This window comes from Nevskia sp., from assembly GCF_021732705.1.
Classification (GTDB): domain Bacteria; phylum Pseudomonadota; class Gammaproteobacteria; order Nevskiales; family Nevskiaceae; genus Nevskia.
In genome coordinates this window covers 167,815-183,476 of record NZ_JAKFUM010000006.1, presented here as the reverse complement: position 1 = coordinate 183,476, position 15,662 = coordinate 167,815, and the positions used below count along the sequence as shown (strand labels likewise).

Annotated in this window: 11 protein-coding genes; 4 read left to right on the top strand and 7 right to left on the bottom strand. The window is 66.9% G+C overall.

The features are described from left to right. Positions 1-121: 121 nt before the first annotated feature. Entirely contained in the window at positions 122-2,593 is a 2,472-nt protein-coding gene (locus QZ951_RS06280; RefSeq protein ID WP_292999679.1) for a DUF1302 family protein, read from the bottom strand. Positions 2,594-3,081: 488 nt separating this feature from the next. On the opposite strand from QZ951_RS06280, the gene QZ951_RS06275 reads away from it, so the two are divergent. From QZ951_RS06275 to QZ951_RS06260, 4 genes are all read left to right on the top strand, one after another. Continuing rightward, positions 3,082-3,720: a TetR/AcrR family transcriptional regulator gene (locus QZ951_RS06275; protein ID WP_292999678.1), complete on the top strand. Its 639-nt coding sequence runs from the start codon at positions 3,082-3,084 to the stop codon at positions 3,718-3,720. Positions 3,721-3,782: 62 nt separating this feature from the next. Beyond that, on the top strand, positions 3,783-5,303 hold the full coding sequence (locus QZ951_RS06270; RefSeq protein WP_292999677.1) for a TolC family protein: 1,521 nt from the start codon (positions 3,783-3,785) through the stop codon (positions 5,301-5,303). After that, a complete protein-coding gene (locus QZ951_RS06265) occupies positions 5,300-6,406 on the top strand; it encodes an efflux RND transporter periplasmic adaptor subunit (RefSeq protein WP_292999676.1) in 1,107 nt (368 codons plus the stop codon). Before QZ951_RS06270 ends, QZ951_RS06265 begins: the two co-directional genes overlap by 4 nt. Beyond that, complete coding sequence (locus QZ951_RS06260; protein WP_292999675.1) at positions 6,403-9,486, top strand: efflux RND transporter permease subunit; 3,084 nt, start codon at positions 6,403-6,405, stop codon at positions 9,484-9,486. The genes QZ951_RS06265 and QZ951_RS06260 overlap by 4 nt, the downstream gene beginning before the upstream one ends. 30 nt (positions 9,487-9,516) lie before the next feature. On the opposite strand, the gene QZ951_RS06255 is transcribed toward QZ951_RS06260, so the two are convergent. From QZ951_RS06255 to QZ951_RS06230, 6 genes are read right to left on the bottom strand one after another with little or no spacing between them, the layout of a single operon-like run. After that, complete coding sequence (locus QZ951_RS06255) at positions 9,517-12,561, bottom strand: PilC/PilY family type IV pilus protein (protein WP_292999674.1); 3,045 nt, start codon at positions 12,559-12,561, stop codon at positions 9,517-9,519. A gap of 17 nt (positions 12,562-12,578) precedes the next feature. Next, complete coding sequence (locus tag QZ951_RS06250; RefSeq protein WP_292999673.1) at positions 12,579-13,055, bottom strand: pilus assembly PilX N-terminal domain-containing protein; 477 nt, start codon at positions 13,053-13,055, stop codon at positions 12,579-12,581. Between the two features lie 29 nt (positions 13,056-13,084). Beyond that, on the bottom strand, positions 13,085-14,101 hold the full coding sequence (locus QZ951_RS06245; RefSeq protein ID WP_292999672.1) for a PilW family protein: 1,017 nt from the start codon (positions 14,099-14,101) through the stop codon (positions 13,085-13,087). Further along, entirely contained in the window at positions 14,101-14,691 is a 591-nt protein-coding gene (gene pilV, locus QZ951_RS06240) for a type IV pilus modification protein PilV (protein ID WP_292999671.1), read from the bottom strand. The genes QZ951_RS06245 and pilV overlap by 1 nt, the downstream gene beginning before the upstream one ends. After that, positions 14,688-15,161 carry a GspH/FimT family pseudopilin gene (locus QZ951_RS06235; protein ID WP_292999670.1) on the bottom strand — a complete coding sequence of 158 codons (474 nt, stop codon included), beginning with the start codon at positions 15,159-15,161 and terminating at the stop codon, positions 14,688-14,690. The genes pilV and QZ951_RS06235 overlap by 4 nt, the downstream gene beginning before the upstream one ends. 29 nt (positions 15,162-15,190) lie before the next feature. Next, positions 15,191-15,652 (bottom strand): type IV pilin protein, encoded by a 462-nt coding sequence (locus QZ951_RS06230; protein ID WP_292999669.1) that lies wholly within the window; start codon positions 15,650-15,652, stop codon positions 15,191-15,193. Between the last annotated feature and the right edge of the window lie 10 nt (positions 15,653-15,662).

The window sequence follows — 15,662 nt, the reverse complement described above, 5'->3', positions numbered from 1 at the left end:
TGCTCGTCCGATCGACGGACCGATCACGGCACGCCCCGCGCAACCACCGATCCGCAGACAGGAAAATGCCCGGCCGCAGACTGCGGCCGGGCATCGGTTGCCTCGACACTCTTCGGCCGCGTCAGAACTGGTAGCGGAAGAAGAAGCCGATGTTGTCGCGGTCGCGGATCGAGTTGTTGGCGCCGCCGCGCGTGTACAGGTTGTAGGTGATCGTGAACGAGGCCGCCTTCTCGTAGCGGATCTCGAACAGCGAGTTCAGCTGGATGCGGCCCTCGACGAAGTTCGGACCCGGCCCCGGCGCGTTGTTGTAGACGTCGTGCTGGAAGATGAACAGCGGCTGGATCGAGATGCTCGGCAGCACCGACTCGTAGCTGATGCGGCCGACGACGCGGTAGCCGCCAGAGAAAGCATTGGCGAACTGGTTGCGGTTGGCCTGGAACGGATTGAAGCGCAGACCGTCCGGACCGAACGAGCACGACGGGTTGGTCGAGCATGCAAGGCGGGAGCCATCGGCGCCGCTGCCGTCGGCGCCGGCGCTGGCCGACGTGTACGCCGTGCCCGGCCCTTCGATCTGCAGTCGGCTGAAGTTCGGCAGGTTCAGGATGTGCGTCGCGGCGACTTCGTACAGCAGGATGACCTGGTCGGCGCCAATCCAGTTTTCCGAAGCACCGAGCACGCGGGTCGCGCCGAACGTGTACTGCAGCACCTTGCCCGGGATGTAGCCCTGGATGTAGGAGTTCGGCGCGTTCTCGCCGATCGTGCCGCCACGGTACGGGATGATGAAGTTCGGGAACGAACGGGCCGAACCCGGCACCGATCCGACGACGAGGCTCAGGTTGCCCGGGAACGGGTTGTTGCCGTTGCCGTCGACGAAGTTGTTGCTCGGATAGACGCTGTAGGCGTTGCCGCCGTTTTCGGTGAACGCCACCGTGTTCGTCGTGCCGAAGCAGCCGAGGCTCTCGTCGTGGCAGCGGGTCAGGGTCGGACCGAACGCGGCGAACGCGAGGTCGACGATCGCCACCTGCAGCGGCAGGTTCGGGCGGTACGCCACTTCACCCTGATACGAGTAGTCGCCGTACGTGGTGTTGAAGCTGAAGCCGATCAGCTTGCGGTTTTCCGGGTATTCCAGCTGGATGCGCGCGGTATCGAACGGCACGGCATCGGAAATCTGGAGGCCCGGCCGCGGCAGGATCAGGTTCGCGAACGCACCGAGATCGCCGCCGATGTCCCGCGCCGACAGCGGGCTCGCCGCCAGCAGCTGCAGCGTGTCGAGCGTCAGCGAGGTCTGGCCGGCCACGCCACCGAGCGCAATCGGCAGGTTCGGGCAGGACTGCAGGAATTCCGTCGTGTTGCGGGCATCGATGCCGATGGCGCTGCCTTCGCGGCGGGCGCAGCTGGCATTGGTCGAATAGGTGCTGACATACGGCAGCTGTGAGTGATAGTTCAGGAAGTAGCCGCTGAGCTCGGTACCGTTGTTCAGCCAGTCGGCGTAGTAGCTGAGCTTGAAGCCGTACTGACCCTGATCGCTCGCCTTCTTGTCCGGCAGGCGCGGAATGGTCAGCGAAGTCGGCGTGACTGCGGTCAGCGGGTTGTCCAGGCGGCCGCCGGCGAGCTGTTCGAAGTCGTCGGCCGCGCTGCCGAAGCTGGCGTTGACGAACTGGCGCAGATTGGTCGTGCCGAGATCGACGAACGAGTTGAACGTGCCCGGCACCGGAATCTCGACGCGGCGCGATTCGAACTGGTAATAGCCCTCGACGCTGAGCCCCTGCACGATGTTGGTCGACACGCGCAGCATGTTGACCGGGATGTACAGGTCTTCCAGCAGGCCGTTGCCGCTGCGGAAGAAGCTGTTGGCGTTGATCGGCTGCGCCTGGTTGATCGAGTTCAGGATCGCCACCGTCGACTCGCCCCACTGCACGGTCTGGCGGCCGATGCGGAACTGCAGCTCGCGGTCGCCCGGAATCGGGATCGAGCCGAAGAAGTTGGTATCGAGAAAGTCGTAGCGCAGACCGATCTGCTGGCCTTCCAGCTCGTTGCGGTTCTCGGTGACCTGGCCGCCCGGACCGAAGACCTGCGGGAAATACCGGTTCGACGGATTGCTGCGCACCGCGCCGGACGTGCCGACCGTGGCGAAGTTCTGGCTGGTGATCCGGTTCCCCGAGTAGACGGTGCCGTGATACAGCGCCGGGTCGTAGATCGCGCGGCCGCGGTAGAAGAAGCCGAAATCACCGGTCTGCAGCTTGAAATCGTGGGTCCAGACAATCGGCGACTGCGTGATGTCGCCGCGGTTGAAAGCGAGGTTGCCGTCATCGAAGTTCAGCGACGCGGCACCGGGCGACCGGCGCAGTTGCTCGGCCGGGTAGCTCTGTGTGCGGTTCAGACCCTGGCAGAGCTGATAGACGCCGCTGCAGACATTCGGATTGATGTTGCTCTTGCCGATCAGCCGGGCGTCCTGCGCCTCGACGCGGAACGCCACGCCGGCGGTCAGCGTCTGGTTCAGCACGGCCCCGAAGTCCTGCCCGGCGATGCTCAGATCGAATTCGGTCGCCAGCGCCGGCGCAGAAGCGCCCGCGGCCAGCGCGGAAACAGCCAAGCCCGCGATTCTGTTCGCTTTCTTCACGATGTACTCCCCCATGATGATCCAGAACCCTGGCCGGTGACGGCGGGCCCGCTGTTCGCACGAAACTGATCGGACGTCGCTGTCGGCCTCGGGCCGACGCGCGCCTCGGTTCTGGATCGCCGGCCCCCGCCGGTCGATCGAACTGCCCGACCCTTCCCGGCCGGAAACCGCGCGTACCGCTCGCAAGCCGTGGCAGGCGACGACACGCGAGGCAGTCAAAGAATTGCACGACTGTTCAGCAATGTCCGGAGAATAATCAGCAACGTCCGGAAATTACAGCCCCCCGCAACATTTTCGACATATCCGGCGGGCGTTTCCGTCGCGCGAACCACGCTGCTGGCAGTAATGCCGATAACCCCTCAGCCGGCGACGACGGACGCCGACATCGACCAGCAGCCGTCGTTCGGGCGACATGCGTCCATTGATTTGACACGTGTCCAGTTCTTGCTTACCGTTCGGTCATGGACGGAATCGAAGAACGCCGACTCGAGGAAAAGGAACGACGCCGGGAAGACATCCTCGACGCCGCCGAGCGCGTGCTCGCCGTGAAGGGCTACGACGCCGCGAAGATGGACGACATCGCCCGCGCCGCCCGCGTCTCACGGGCCCTGCTCTATGTCTATTTCAAGGACAAGACCGAACTGCAGTTCGCGCTGTGCCTGCGCGGGCTGCACCTGCTACGCGAGCGCTTCGCGCAGGCCCGCGCACGGCATGCCCGAGGCCGTGACCAGATCCAGGCGATCGGACGGGCATACATCGGCTTCGTTCAGGAATTTCCTGTCTATTTCAATGCTTTGGCACGTGCCGAAGCGCAGCATACCGAGCTGGAGGACGAGCACGGCATCTGTCACCGGATGATGATGACCGGGCGCGCCGTGCATGCCGAAACGATCGCCGCCCTGCGCACCGGTCAGGCTGACGGCACCTTGCGCCACGATCTCGGCGATCCGTTGATCGTCGCGATGTCGCTGTGGGGCTTCACCCATGGCATCGCGCAACTGGCGATGACCAAGGGCGAAATCTTCGCGCACGAAGGCATTGCCACCAGCGCCTTCATCGACCACGCCATCGAGATGGCGACCCGCTCGCTGCTGCCCTAGCGCGACGGCGAATCGCCAGCGAACACCGGCATCCATGCGGAATCTTGGGAGCGTTGACTGACATGTGTCTAAGCGATAGACATTCATCCAAGCTGCGGCGCAAGCCAACGCCGCATGCGGCCGCGCGCCGGAAACCGGCATTTCCGTCGCGCGTCGCCGCAATCACCCTGTTCGCGCTGACGGTTTCCGCCGCCGCGGCAGCAGCGACCGAGCCGCCACGCGGCGAATTGCGCGCCGGCGACCCGCTGGCGGCCTGCATTGCCGACGCGCTCGACAGCAATGCGGCACTGCGCGCGCAGGATTTTGCCGTCGAGGCCGCAGCGCAGGGGTTGGCCGCCGCGCGGGCCCAGCGCGCGCCGCAACTGTCGCTGAATGCCCGGTACACGCTCAGCGAAGGCGGCCGCGTCACCCGGATTCCGACCGGCGATCTGGTCAACCCGATCTACCAGACGCTGAACCAGCTGACTGCGGGATCGGCGAACCCGACGCAGTTCCCGACCATCGGCAACAACGACATCAACTTCCTGCGGCCGCACGAGCAGGACACCCGCCTGACCGTCACCGCGCCGATCTACGCGCCGCAGATCGGCGACGCGATCCGCATCCGCAGCGCCGAACTCGACGGCAGCACCGCCACCCGGGAGGCGTTTGCGCGGACCCTCGTGCGCGACGTCAAGGCTGCGTACTTCCAGCTGGCGCAGGTGCAGGCCGGCATCGGCATCCTCGAAGCGAGCCGTGTCGCGCTGGTCGAGAACCAGCGGGTGGCGGAATCGCTGGTCGCCGCCGGCAAGGCGACGCGTGACCGCAGCCTGCGCGCGGAGGCCGAGCGGCTGGCGATCGAACAGCGTCTGGACGCCGCCCGCGCCGATGAACGCAACGCCCGGCGCTACCTGAACCTGCTACGCAATCATGCGCAGGACGAAATCGTCGTCGTGCAGCCTGACGCGCTCGACCGCACCGTGCCGGCCGCCGTCGAGCCGGCCGAGCGTCCGGAGCTGCGCGGGCTCGATGCCCGCATCGCCGCCGCCGACGGTGCTCGCTCGCTGGCGGAAAGTGCCTACCTGCCAACGCTGTCGTTCGTCGGCGACAGCGGCATTCAGGGCACCGGCTACACCTTCAACCGCGATGCCGATGTCTCGACCGCCTCGCTGGTGCTGCGCTGGACCCTGTTCGATTTCGGCGCCCGCCGCGCCGCCGTCTCGCAGGCGCGGGCCCAGGCCGAGCAACTGAAGGCGACGCGCGACGACGTGCGGCGCCAGCTCGATCTCGCCCGCCTCGGCGCACAGGACCGCGTCGGCACGGCCAGCCGTGCCGTCGTCACCGCCGAAGCGCGGCAGCGCGCGGCCGAGGAATCGTTCCGCATTGCCGAGCGCAAGCGCGATGCCGGCCAGCTGTCGCAGGTCGAGTTCCTCGACGCCGAGCGCGCCGCCACCGAAGCGCGGCTGGGCCTCGTGATCGCCCGCACCGATCTGCAGATCGCGCTCGCCGATCAGGAATACACCGCCGCGCGCTATCCGCTGTCGGCCCTCGCCGCCTCTTCCACCCCAGCCGTCGACGCCATTCCTAACGGGAGCGCTCCATGAACCACCCCGCACCACGAAGCTTGCCCGCCGCCGGGCTGGCCGTCTCGATCGCGGCTGCGATCGTTCTCGGCAGCGCCGCCTGCAGTCGCAAGCCGGACGTCACCGAAGCGCCGGCACCGCGCACCGTCCGCATCGCCACCGTCCGCTCCGGGCCGGCCGAACCGCCGGTGTTCGCGAGCGGCCAGGCCGCGAGTCGCGATGAAGCCAAGCTCGCGTTCAAGGTCGGCGGCGTCATCGCCGAGATCGCCGTGCGCGAGGGCGATGTCGTCACCGCCGGCCAGCGGCTGGCACGGATCGAGGTCAACGAGATCGATGCCCAGGTCACGCAGGCCAGCGAAGCGCTGCGCAAGGCCGAGCGCGATCTCGAGCGCGGCCGCAAGCTGTTTCAGGACGATGTCGTCACCCGCGAGCAGCTCGACGACCTGACCACAGCTGCCGCCGTCGCCCGCGCGCAGTCGCAGGCCGCCGGTTTCAACCGCCGCTATGCCGAGATCGTTGCCGGCAGCGACGGCCGCGTGCTGCGCCGGCTGGCCGAACCGAAGGAGCTGATCGCGGCCGGCACGCCGGTGCTGATCGTCAGCAGCGCCGGCAGCGGCACGGTGCTGAATGTCGGTCTGGCCGATCGCGATGCGCTGCGCGTCGCGATCGGCGATGACGCCGAAGTGCGCTTCGAGGCCCTGCCCGATCGCGTGTTCACCGCTCGCGTGCAGCAGGTGGCGCGCGCCAGCGATCCGCGCACCGGCACCTGGCGCTGCGAGTTGGCGGTCGATACCGCACAGGCCGGGCTGCCGGCATTCAGCGGCCTGATCGGCCGCGCGCGCATCGTGCCGAAGACCAGCACCGCGACGGCGCGCAGCTACCTGCCGATCGAAGCACTGGTCGAGGGCGACCAGGCCAAGGCCCGGCTCTACCTGTTCGATCCGGCCACGCAGAAGGTCAGCGGCCGTGATCTGGCGATCGCCTTCGTCAGCGGCCGCGAAGTGGCGCTGGCGGACGCGCTGCCGGAAGGCACGCAGGTGGTCACCGATGGCGCGGCCTACCTGCGTGATGGCGACGTCGTGCGCGTCGCCGATGCCGCCACGCGGGCCGAGCGTGCGCCATGAACATCTCCGACTTCGCCGTCCGCAACTTCCCGTTCACCCTGGTGCTGTTCGGGCTGATGATCGCGATCGGCATCAGCAGCCTGAACGCGATCCCGCGCACCGAAGATCCGTACTTCCCGATCTCGGCATTCTCGATCGTCGCGGTGTATCCGGGTGCCGATCCGATCGAGGTCGAGCGGCAGCTGGCCGAGCCGATCGAAGACGCGCTGAACGAGCTCGATGACCTGAAGCATCTGTTCTCGACCTCCGACGACAGCCTCGCGATCATCCAGGTCGAGTTCTCGACCGAGGTCGACGTCGCCAAGAAGTATGACGAGGTCACGCGCGAGATCGCCGCCCTGCGCCCGAAGCTGCCGGCCGGCGTCACGCGGCTGGAAGTGAAGAAGATCAACCCCGGTCTGGTGCAGATCGTGCAGTTCGCGCTGACCTCGGAAACGGCGAGCTACGCGCGTCTGGCCGATGCCGCCGAACGCCTGCAGGACGCGCTCGAGACCGTGCCGGCCGTGCGCAAGGCCGAGACCTGGGCCTACCCCGAGCGCGAGCTGCGCGTGGCGCTGGATTTCCGCAAGCTGGCCGAACTCAACCTGCGCGCCGCCGATGTGCTGGCCGCCGTCAGCGGCGAGAACACCAACATCCCCGGCGGGCCGCTGGAAGTGGCGGATCGCCGCTTCAACCTGAAGACCACCGGCGCCTATCGCAGCCTCGACGAAGTGCGCGCCACGGTCGTCGGCGGCAGCCCGGGGCGGCTGGTGACGGTCGGCGATGTCGCCGACGTGCGCTGGGATTACGAGTCGATCGAATACACGGCGCGCTTCAACGGCCGCCGCGCGGTCTGGGTCACGGCGAACCAGAAGGACGCGCAGAACATCTTCACGACGCAGGCCGCCATCGAGAAAGTGCTGGCGGATTTCGCGCCGAGCCTGCCGGCCGACATCAAGCTCGAACGCGCGTTCGACCAGTCGAAGAACGTCGACAAGCGCCTGTCGCGGCTGACCGCGGATTTCGTGATCGCCATCGCGCTGGTCATCATCACGCTGCTGCCGCTTGGCCTGCGTGCCGCCGGGGTCGTGATGATCTCGATTCCGCTGTCGCTGGCCACCGGCGTCGCGGCGCTGCACTTCGCCGGCTTCTCGATCAACCAGCTGTCGATTGCCGGCTTCGTCGTGGCGCTCGGCTTGCTGGTCGACGACTCGATCGTGGTCACCGAGAACATCGCGCGCTTCATGCGCATGGGCCATTCACGGCGGCAGGCGGCGATGCTGGCCACGCGCCAGATCTCGCTGGCGGTGCTCGGCTGCACCGCGACCCTGCTGTTCGCATTCCTGCCGCTGCTGCTGCTGCCGGAGAACGCCGGCAAGTTCATCCGCTCGCTGCCGGTCGCCGTCGTCTTCACCGTCACCGCGTCGCTGTTCGTGTCGCTGACGATCATTCCGTTCCTGGCCTCGCGCCTGCTGCCGGTGCACGAGCGGGAAGAAGGCAACGCCTTTCTGCGTGCGACGCTTGGCGTGATCCACACGGTGTACGCGCCGATGCTGCATCGTGCGCTGGCGGCGCCGAAGCGCACGGCACTGGCGGCGGGTCTGCTGTTCGTCGCGAGCCTGAGCCTGGTGCCGTCGATCGGTTTCTCGCTGTTCCCGAAAGCCGGCACGCCGCAGTTCCTCGTGCAGATCAGCCTGCCCGCCGGCGCCAGCCTGCAGGCCACCGATACCGCGCTGCGCGCGGTGGAAGACGCGCTCGATCAGGAGCCGGACGTCGCCAAGCGCATGTCGAATCTCGGCCGCGGCAATCCGCAGATCTACTACAACGTCTTCCAGAAGGAGTACTCGGCGAACTACGCCGAGGTGTTCTGCGAGCTGAAGGCGTTCGATGAACGCCGGGCCACGGCCCTGTACGACCGGCTGCGCGAGCGCTTCGCGCAGATACCCGGCACCGAGATCGTGCTGAAGGAGTTCGAGAACGGCCCGCCGATCGCCGCGCCAGTCGCGATCCGCGTCATCGGACCGGACCTCGCCGAACTGCGGCGGCTGGCGGCCGATGTCGAGCAGATCATCGCGACCACGCCGGGCACGCGCGACATCACCAACCCGCAGCGCCGCGCGCGACTCGATCTGGAACTGGCGGTCGATGCCGATCGCGCCGGCCTGCTCGGCGTGCGGCCGGTCGATCTCGACCAGACGCTGCGGCTGGCCGTGGCCGGACTGCCGGCCGGCGATTTCCGGACGGCCGATGGCGAGAACTATCCCGTCGTGCTGCGCGCGCCGATGCAGGCGCGCAGCCAGCTCGACACGCTCGACGGCGTGCACGTCGCGAACGCGGTCGGTGCGCAGGTGCCGCTGTCGCAGCTGGCACAACTGAAGCTGGTGGAATCGCCCGCGGTGATCCAGCGCTATGACCGCGAGCGCTCGGTGACCGTCTCGGCCTACACCCGCACCGGCTTCAATACCGATGCCGTGACCAAGGCGGTCGTGGCGCGGCTGAAGGACTACCCGTTCCCGGCCGGCTATCGCTTCGATATCGGTGGCGAAGCCGAAAGCCGCGCCAAGAGCTTCGCCGGATTCGGGGCCGCGATCCTGATCACCGTGTTCGGCATCCTCGCGGTACTGGTGCTGGAGTTCGGCAGCTTCAAGTCGACCCTGATCGTGCTGACCGTGATTCCGCTCGGCGTGATGGGCGGCCTGCTGGCGCTGTTCGCGAGCGGCTACAGCTTGAGCTTCTCGGCGATCATCGGCTTCATCGCGCTGGTCGGCATCGAGATCAAGAACTCGATCCTGCTCGTCGACTTCACCAACCAGTTGCGGCGCGAAGGTGTTGCGCTGAGCGAGGCGATCGAGCGCGCCGGCGAAGTGCGCTTCCTGCCGATCCTGCTGACCTCGCTGACCGCGATCGGTGGCCTGCTGCCGCTGGCGCTGCAGGGTTCCGGCCTGTATTCGCCGCTGGCCTGGGTGATCATCGGCGGGCTGATCAGCTCGACCCTGATCGGCCGGCTGGTGACGCCGGTGATGTACAAGCTGCTGCCGCCGGTGATCGCCGATGACGATGCGGAGGCAGCGCCGCAGCCGGCACCGATCGCGTCGGCCTAGCCCGATGGACCGGCATCGGCGCAGGTACCATCACTCACGATTCTTGCGCCAGTACTGCCGGTAGCGGCGATTGATCTCCGGGCCCGGTGGCGCGACGACGTTGGGGCCGGAGATCGCCACGGTGAAGACCTGCCCGTCAATCACAACCGATACCGGCACTGGCGTTGGCGGCAGGCCGCCACCGGGCGTCTTGGCATAACGGTCGAGACTGTCGAGACGGCCATCGGCCACGAGATTGGTGGCCGGCGCGCCCGTCTTGTAGTTGACCGAGTACAGCCTGGCTTCGCCAAGTGCCGCGCAACTGTCAGCGACGGCCGTGGCCGGAATGTTCGTGCCGAAAATCACGGTGCCGTTCAGCGTGGTGGATCCGCCGACGACCTTTTCCCCGACTTCGAGCGTCACGTACCAGCCCGCTGCCGATGCCGGCGGCGCAAAGCTGGTGGTGCTGTCGTACAGATCGGCCTCGGTCAGAACCGTGCCGCGAATGTAGTCGATCGTGTGGCTGTCCTTGATCGCGTAATAGCGGTTGCGTACGACGGTATCGAACGGATGCTCGCGGTCACCGGCACCGATCAGCAGCGTATCGGTGCTGCCACCGGGCTCGGCGAGCACCACGTCCGGCGCGAACAGGAACTTGCGGGCATTGGCGCCGCTGCCGCCGAGCGCGGCCACCTTCTGCACGGTCCAGTCGGCCGCGGCATCGGCGTTGATGTTGACGCGCCAGAGATTGCCACCAGTGTCCGCTGCGTAGATGCGATCGGCCTTGCCGTCGTAGTTCGAATCGATCACCGCGAGATCGGCGGCGATGTCGTAGGTCATGCCCGGCACACTCAGGTTGACCGGTGCGCCGCTGACCGACGCACCTGCCTGCCACAGCAGATTGCCCGTCGCCGCATCGAGCACCATGATGCCGCGGCCGATTGTCGGCGTGCCCTGTGTGGCCGGATCGTTGGCCGTGCTGTCGTAGCCCATGCCCATGATCAGCACTGGACCCGCCTGCGCCCTGATCCGGACCATTTGCGGCTGGGACCAGGTCTGCGCCAGTGCAGCGAATCCAGCATCGCTGCTGCTGCGCTTCCACAGCAGTTTCGGATCGTCCGGATTCGACACGTCGAGCGCGTAGATCAGCCGCCCACCGCGCCGCATCGTCAAAAACAGGTAGGCCTTGTCGCCCCGCGTATGGTCGATCACGCCGTCATTGGCGCTCGAGTAAGTCCATGCCGATGGCGAGCCGTCGATGAAATACGGCTTGGTCGCACCGGATGCGATCAGCGGTACGTGGTCGTGCAGCCGCTTGAGCGCACCGAAATGCTCCGGCGCGACGAATGCCCAGCTTTCCTGCCCGGCGCTGCTTACCCGGCCGCCGCGCACGGCGTGAAGCAGGCCGTCGCCGGCGCCGTAGAACAGCATCACATCGTCGCCGTTGCGGCCGTAGTTGATCACCGCGGTCCGCGAATGGATGACATCGCCGTGGAGCATGCCGCGCACGGCCGTCAGCGAGCCGGACGGATTGTCATCGCCGCGCGTGTTGGTGCCGCGCACCCAGTTGATCACGCTGGTGCGCTCGGCGCTGGTCGCCCCGGAGATCACGACATTTGCGTTGGTCGTGTCGAACGGTGTTGCCGACAGCGACGATCCTGCTGTGCAGGCGCCGGTACAGGTGTAGACGCGGCGTGCGCTCTGGCTGCTGGCATACAGGGTGCGCAGCGCCTGTGCGGCGCCGCCTTTCTCGATCAGCTCGCCATCGGGCGAGTCGCTGACGCCACCGCTGCCTTGGCTCGATGGATAAAAGCTGGCATTCCAGAAACTTGATCCGGTGGTCCAGTAGCTGATCGCGCTCGGAATGATGAAGCCGGTGTTGTCGTCCAGCGCCTTGATGTTGCGGCTGTCGGCCAGGTAGACCGTCGGCGGCACGGTGCTGCGATCCGCCGCCAGCTGGTACTGCTTGAGATTGCCGGCCCAGTTCGGAGCCGAATTCGCGTCCGGACGAAACACGCCGAGGTAGACCTGATTGAGGAAGGTCCCGCGTACGTTGTTCGATACCGGCAGCGCCGATGAGGCGAAGACGCTGTTGATCGGCAGCACTTCCTGGAAGATTTCGGTCAGCGCCTTGTTGATGTCGGCCTGCAGGGTGCTGGTGCTCGTTGCCGCGAAATAGCGACCGCGCCCCTGCACGGCCATGCTGCGCAGCAGCGCGGTCCAGCCTGGCCCCTGTCCGTTGCTGCCCGGCAACACGTCGATCGTGTACGAAATGATCTGGCGACTGGCGAACAGGAAGCGGGTCCATTCGTCCGCCATGTTCGACTGGCTGCCGTTCGGGCTGAGCGTGACTTGCGCAGTCGAGCCACCGGCCGCAATCAACGCCGCGCCGGCCGCGTTGGTGTCCGACGTATTGTCCTGCACCGGTCCGTTGGAGATGTAGATGATGAAGCTGCGCGCACAGCCCGATGGCAGGCTCTTGTAGCGCGCGGTTCCGGTGACGAATGCCTCGGTATCGGACTTCGCCTTGTGGTTGCCATAGCTGCTGACCGGCGGGCCGCCGGATACCGAATCGCCGCCGGTGAGGTAGCGATGGGCTTCGGACAGTGTCAGGCCGGCCTTGCCGCCGTTGGACTTGTCGTTGTTTTTATTGAGATTGTTGATCGTGCAGGTGATCACACTGCGGTTGCCCACCGTCATCTGCCGGATGTGGCTGCGAACGTATCCGCCATCGGCACCGCTGTTGCCGACGCCGGGAAAGGCTGCTGCGCAAGGATTGCTGGAATTGCCGGCACCGGTTTCGGTGAACAGCATCAGGCCGACGTTGTAGCGGTCGTCCACGACACTGCCGAACACGGCCTGCAACGCGGCGATCTCGGCCGTGAACGGCGTATTCCAATTCGCCGTGTTGTCGAGAATGATGAGGATGTTCGGGCGTTCCGACACCGCGGACGGATTGACCGAGAAAATGTCGGTGTCCTCGGCTCGGGCGGTGGACCACGGCAGCAGCGCCCACACGAGCAGCATGGCCAGCGCCAGCCAGCGCTGTGGCCATCGATGAAACGGGGGCCGGTGTTCCGGGCATGGATTCGACATGGATGTGCATCCTCGGGTCATGGGCAGCCTGCCGTGGCCAGCACACGGGCGCGAACGCCTTGGTGGACTTCGACACGCACGCCGCTGCGGCTGTCGGTGGCGACGGCCGCGACATCCCAATAGCCTTCCTGCGGGGCGAAGCCGGAAAAATTGGCGCTGTAGCCCGGTGCGGCCATCATGCCGAGGCAGTCCGGAGCCGAAACCGCGACCGAGTAATCGCTGCGCCCGTCATTGTCGATATCGACCGCGATGGTCCGTGCCGACAGCGGCGAATAGAAATTCGCCGCACTGCTCATCACCTGCTCGATGGCCGTTTGCGCCGCCGCAGTGGCCTCGACCTGCGCCTGTGCGTTGCCAGCAATGCGCAGGTTGACCGAGCTGAAGCGGATGGCCGAGACCGCCAGCAGCGACATCACCAGCAGGAAGATCAACCCGACCACCAGCGTCACTCCGCGCTGACCTTGGCGGCCGCGAGGGCAGATGTGCGCGGCCATGACGGATGTCGTGCAGGGTTGCAATGCGTTCATTCGCGTCGTCCACTGAGATTCACCGCGCGCACGGCCACCGAAAACGCTTGACGCTTGTAGGCATCGCCCGGGCTACTGACCGTGCTGTCGCCAAGCACGTAGCTGCGGCTGTCGACATGCCCGGCACTTGGCTCCAGGGCCCGCGCCAGCAGGCTGACGCGGACGGTCATCACGTTCGACCACTCGGCCAGGCTCGGTATCGGCTCGTAATCGTCTGGAGCGCCGTCGCCGTCGCGATCGATGCCGTAGTCGAACTGCAGGTTCTCGATGCCTTCAACGAGCGAGGTGACGACAAACCCCGCCTCGGTCAGCTCCAGCATCTTCAGCGTCGGAATCGGGCGGCCGTTGTCCGCCGCTGCCGTACAGACGCCGCCGCTGGCCGGAACATGGCAGGGGCTGACGAAGTACAGGCGCTGGACATAGCGGCGCAATTCAGCCGGCGTCGCGTTGTCCTTGCGCAGCAGCGAGAACACGGCCGCCGCACCGGTCCCGCCGGTGCCGACCATCGTGGCAGCCGGCGTGGCCTGCACGTAGATGCGGCCGGCGACCGTGGCGCTCGGGCTGATCACGACATTGCCGGCCTCCGCACGCCGAGTCACCAGCACGTCGGTACCGGATTTCAGGTTGCCGCTGGCCAGACAGCCGCCCAGCGAACCGGCCGGCGATGCCGAATCGTCATAGCCCTGCAGCGGCAGCACCATCGCCAGTCGTATCGCGTCGAGACTTGCCGCCGTGGCACCGGTCTCGCAGGGATTCGGCACCGCGCTGACCGTGCCCGACATGCCGCCGCTTTGCCCGAAGTAACCGGCTAGCTGAATGTCTTCCTGCAGCAGGCTCATCGCGTACCGACCGTTCTCGATCTGTCGGCCTGACTTCTCGATCTCGGCGCGCGCGGCGCTTTGTTGCGCCATCAGTTGCGTCATCACCAGCAGCAGCAGCAGGCCGAGCGTGATCGCCACCATCAGTTCGATCAGCGAGAAGCCGCGTACCGCGATGGCAGTCCTGGGGCTCATCAGGCGCCTCGCAGATCGGCAATCCGGATCGGCACCGTGACCACACGGCGCAGCGCCTCGTCGCCATACAGGCCCTGGCCGCAGACCACGCCGGTACCCGGCGCTGCGGTGGCGTCCAGGCCTTGCCAGACCACGCTGACCAGATAGCGGTTGCTGGCGATGCGCATCACGCAACCGCGGGCGCCGATCATCGCGCCAACGGTGTCGCCGCCGTCGTTGACCACCGTGGCGCCCTGCAGCAAGGCATTCCACTCGGCAATGTCGGCATTGGCCTGGGTGTAGGCCGTCACCGATCCGGCGCTGCAGCTCGGCAGCGTGGCTGCGCCGACGCCGGCATACGGCAGGCCCGAGGTGGCATCGCTGATGGCGTAGCAATCAGCCACCGAGCGGTTGGCATTGATTCGCCCGACCATGTCCTGCACCAGAAAGATCGCCTGATTGCGCTGGAACGATTCCATCGACGCGTGCTGGCTGCGCAAGGTCAGCCCGGCCACGCCAAGCAGCCCGACCAGCAGCACGAACAGCGTCACCAGCACTTCGATCAGGCTGACACCGGCCTGTTGCCGACGGCACGCGACGCGGCGCTTCACGGGCAGTTCACCACGGACAGGCGGCAGGCCGTTGTCGTGGTGCTCGGCAGGCCGGACAGGTCCAGCGCCACGCACCGTGACGACACGTCGCGCGCCGTCCGGCTGGCAATCTGGATCGCGGCGTCGCTGCCATCTATCCTGCCTTCGCCGTTGAAGGTGACACCGCTGGTCGCGCTGCTGGAGGCGGCAAACGACAGATCGCGGTAGGCACCCTGCGCGGCCAGCGCGACACTGCCGACGCTGACGGTCCATCCGGCCTGCCAGCAGCTGCCGGCCGGCGTAACCGTGACGGCGGCATTGCGCTTGATGGCCTCGCTGCGTGCCTGCAGCAAGGCGTAATTCAGTTCCGACGTCGCGGTGCGGATGCGCTGGCCGGCGACAAAGCTTCGATAGCTCGGCACGCCGATGCCGAGCAGGATGCCGGCCACGGCAATGGCCACCATCAGCTCGACCATGGTGAAGCCGGTCATTGGCCGACGCCCTGGCCTGCTGGCGAGGCTCACCAGCAGTCTCCGAGTGCAGCCGTGCCCGATCGCGTGCGGACCCCGGCCTGATCCAGCGTCAGCCGACCGCAGCGGGCATCGATCGTGGCCTGACGGCCGACGGGCGTCGCCGTGATCAGAAAACTGGGCGGCGTCGCCGAATTGTCGGCGCTGACCGTGACGGTGTAGTGGCCGCTGACGTCGTCCGTGATCGCCGGCAGCGGCGGTGAGGTATTGCTGGTGGCGTAGGCTCGGGCGTCAAGCAACAGCTGCTCCTGCCGATTGGCAATGGCCTGCAGATAGCTCTCGACAGCGGCGCGACGACTGCGTGCCACGGCGTTGCTGTAGCTGCCGACCGCGATCGTCGCCAGGATTGCGACGATCGCGACCGCCAGCATCAGTTCGATCAGCGTGAAGCCGCCGGCCGCCCGACTTGGCGGAGCCGGAAACGGGGCGCTGGCGGACGGGCAAGTCGGCACGATGAGGCAC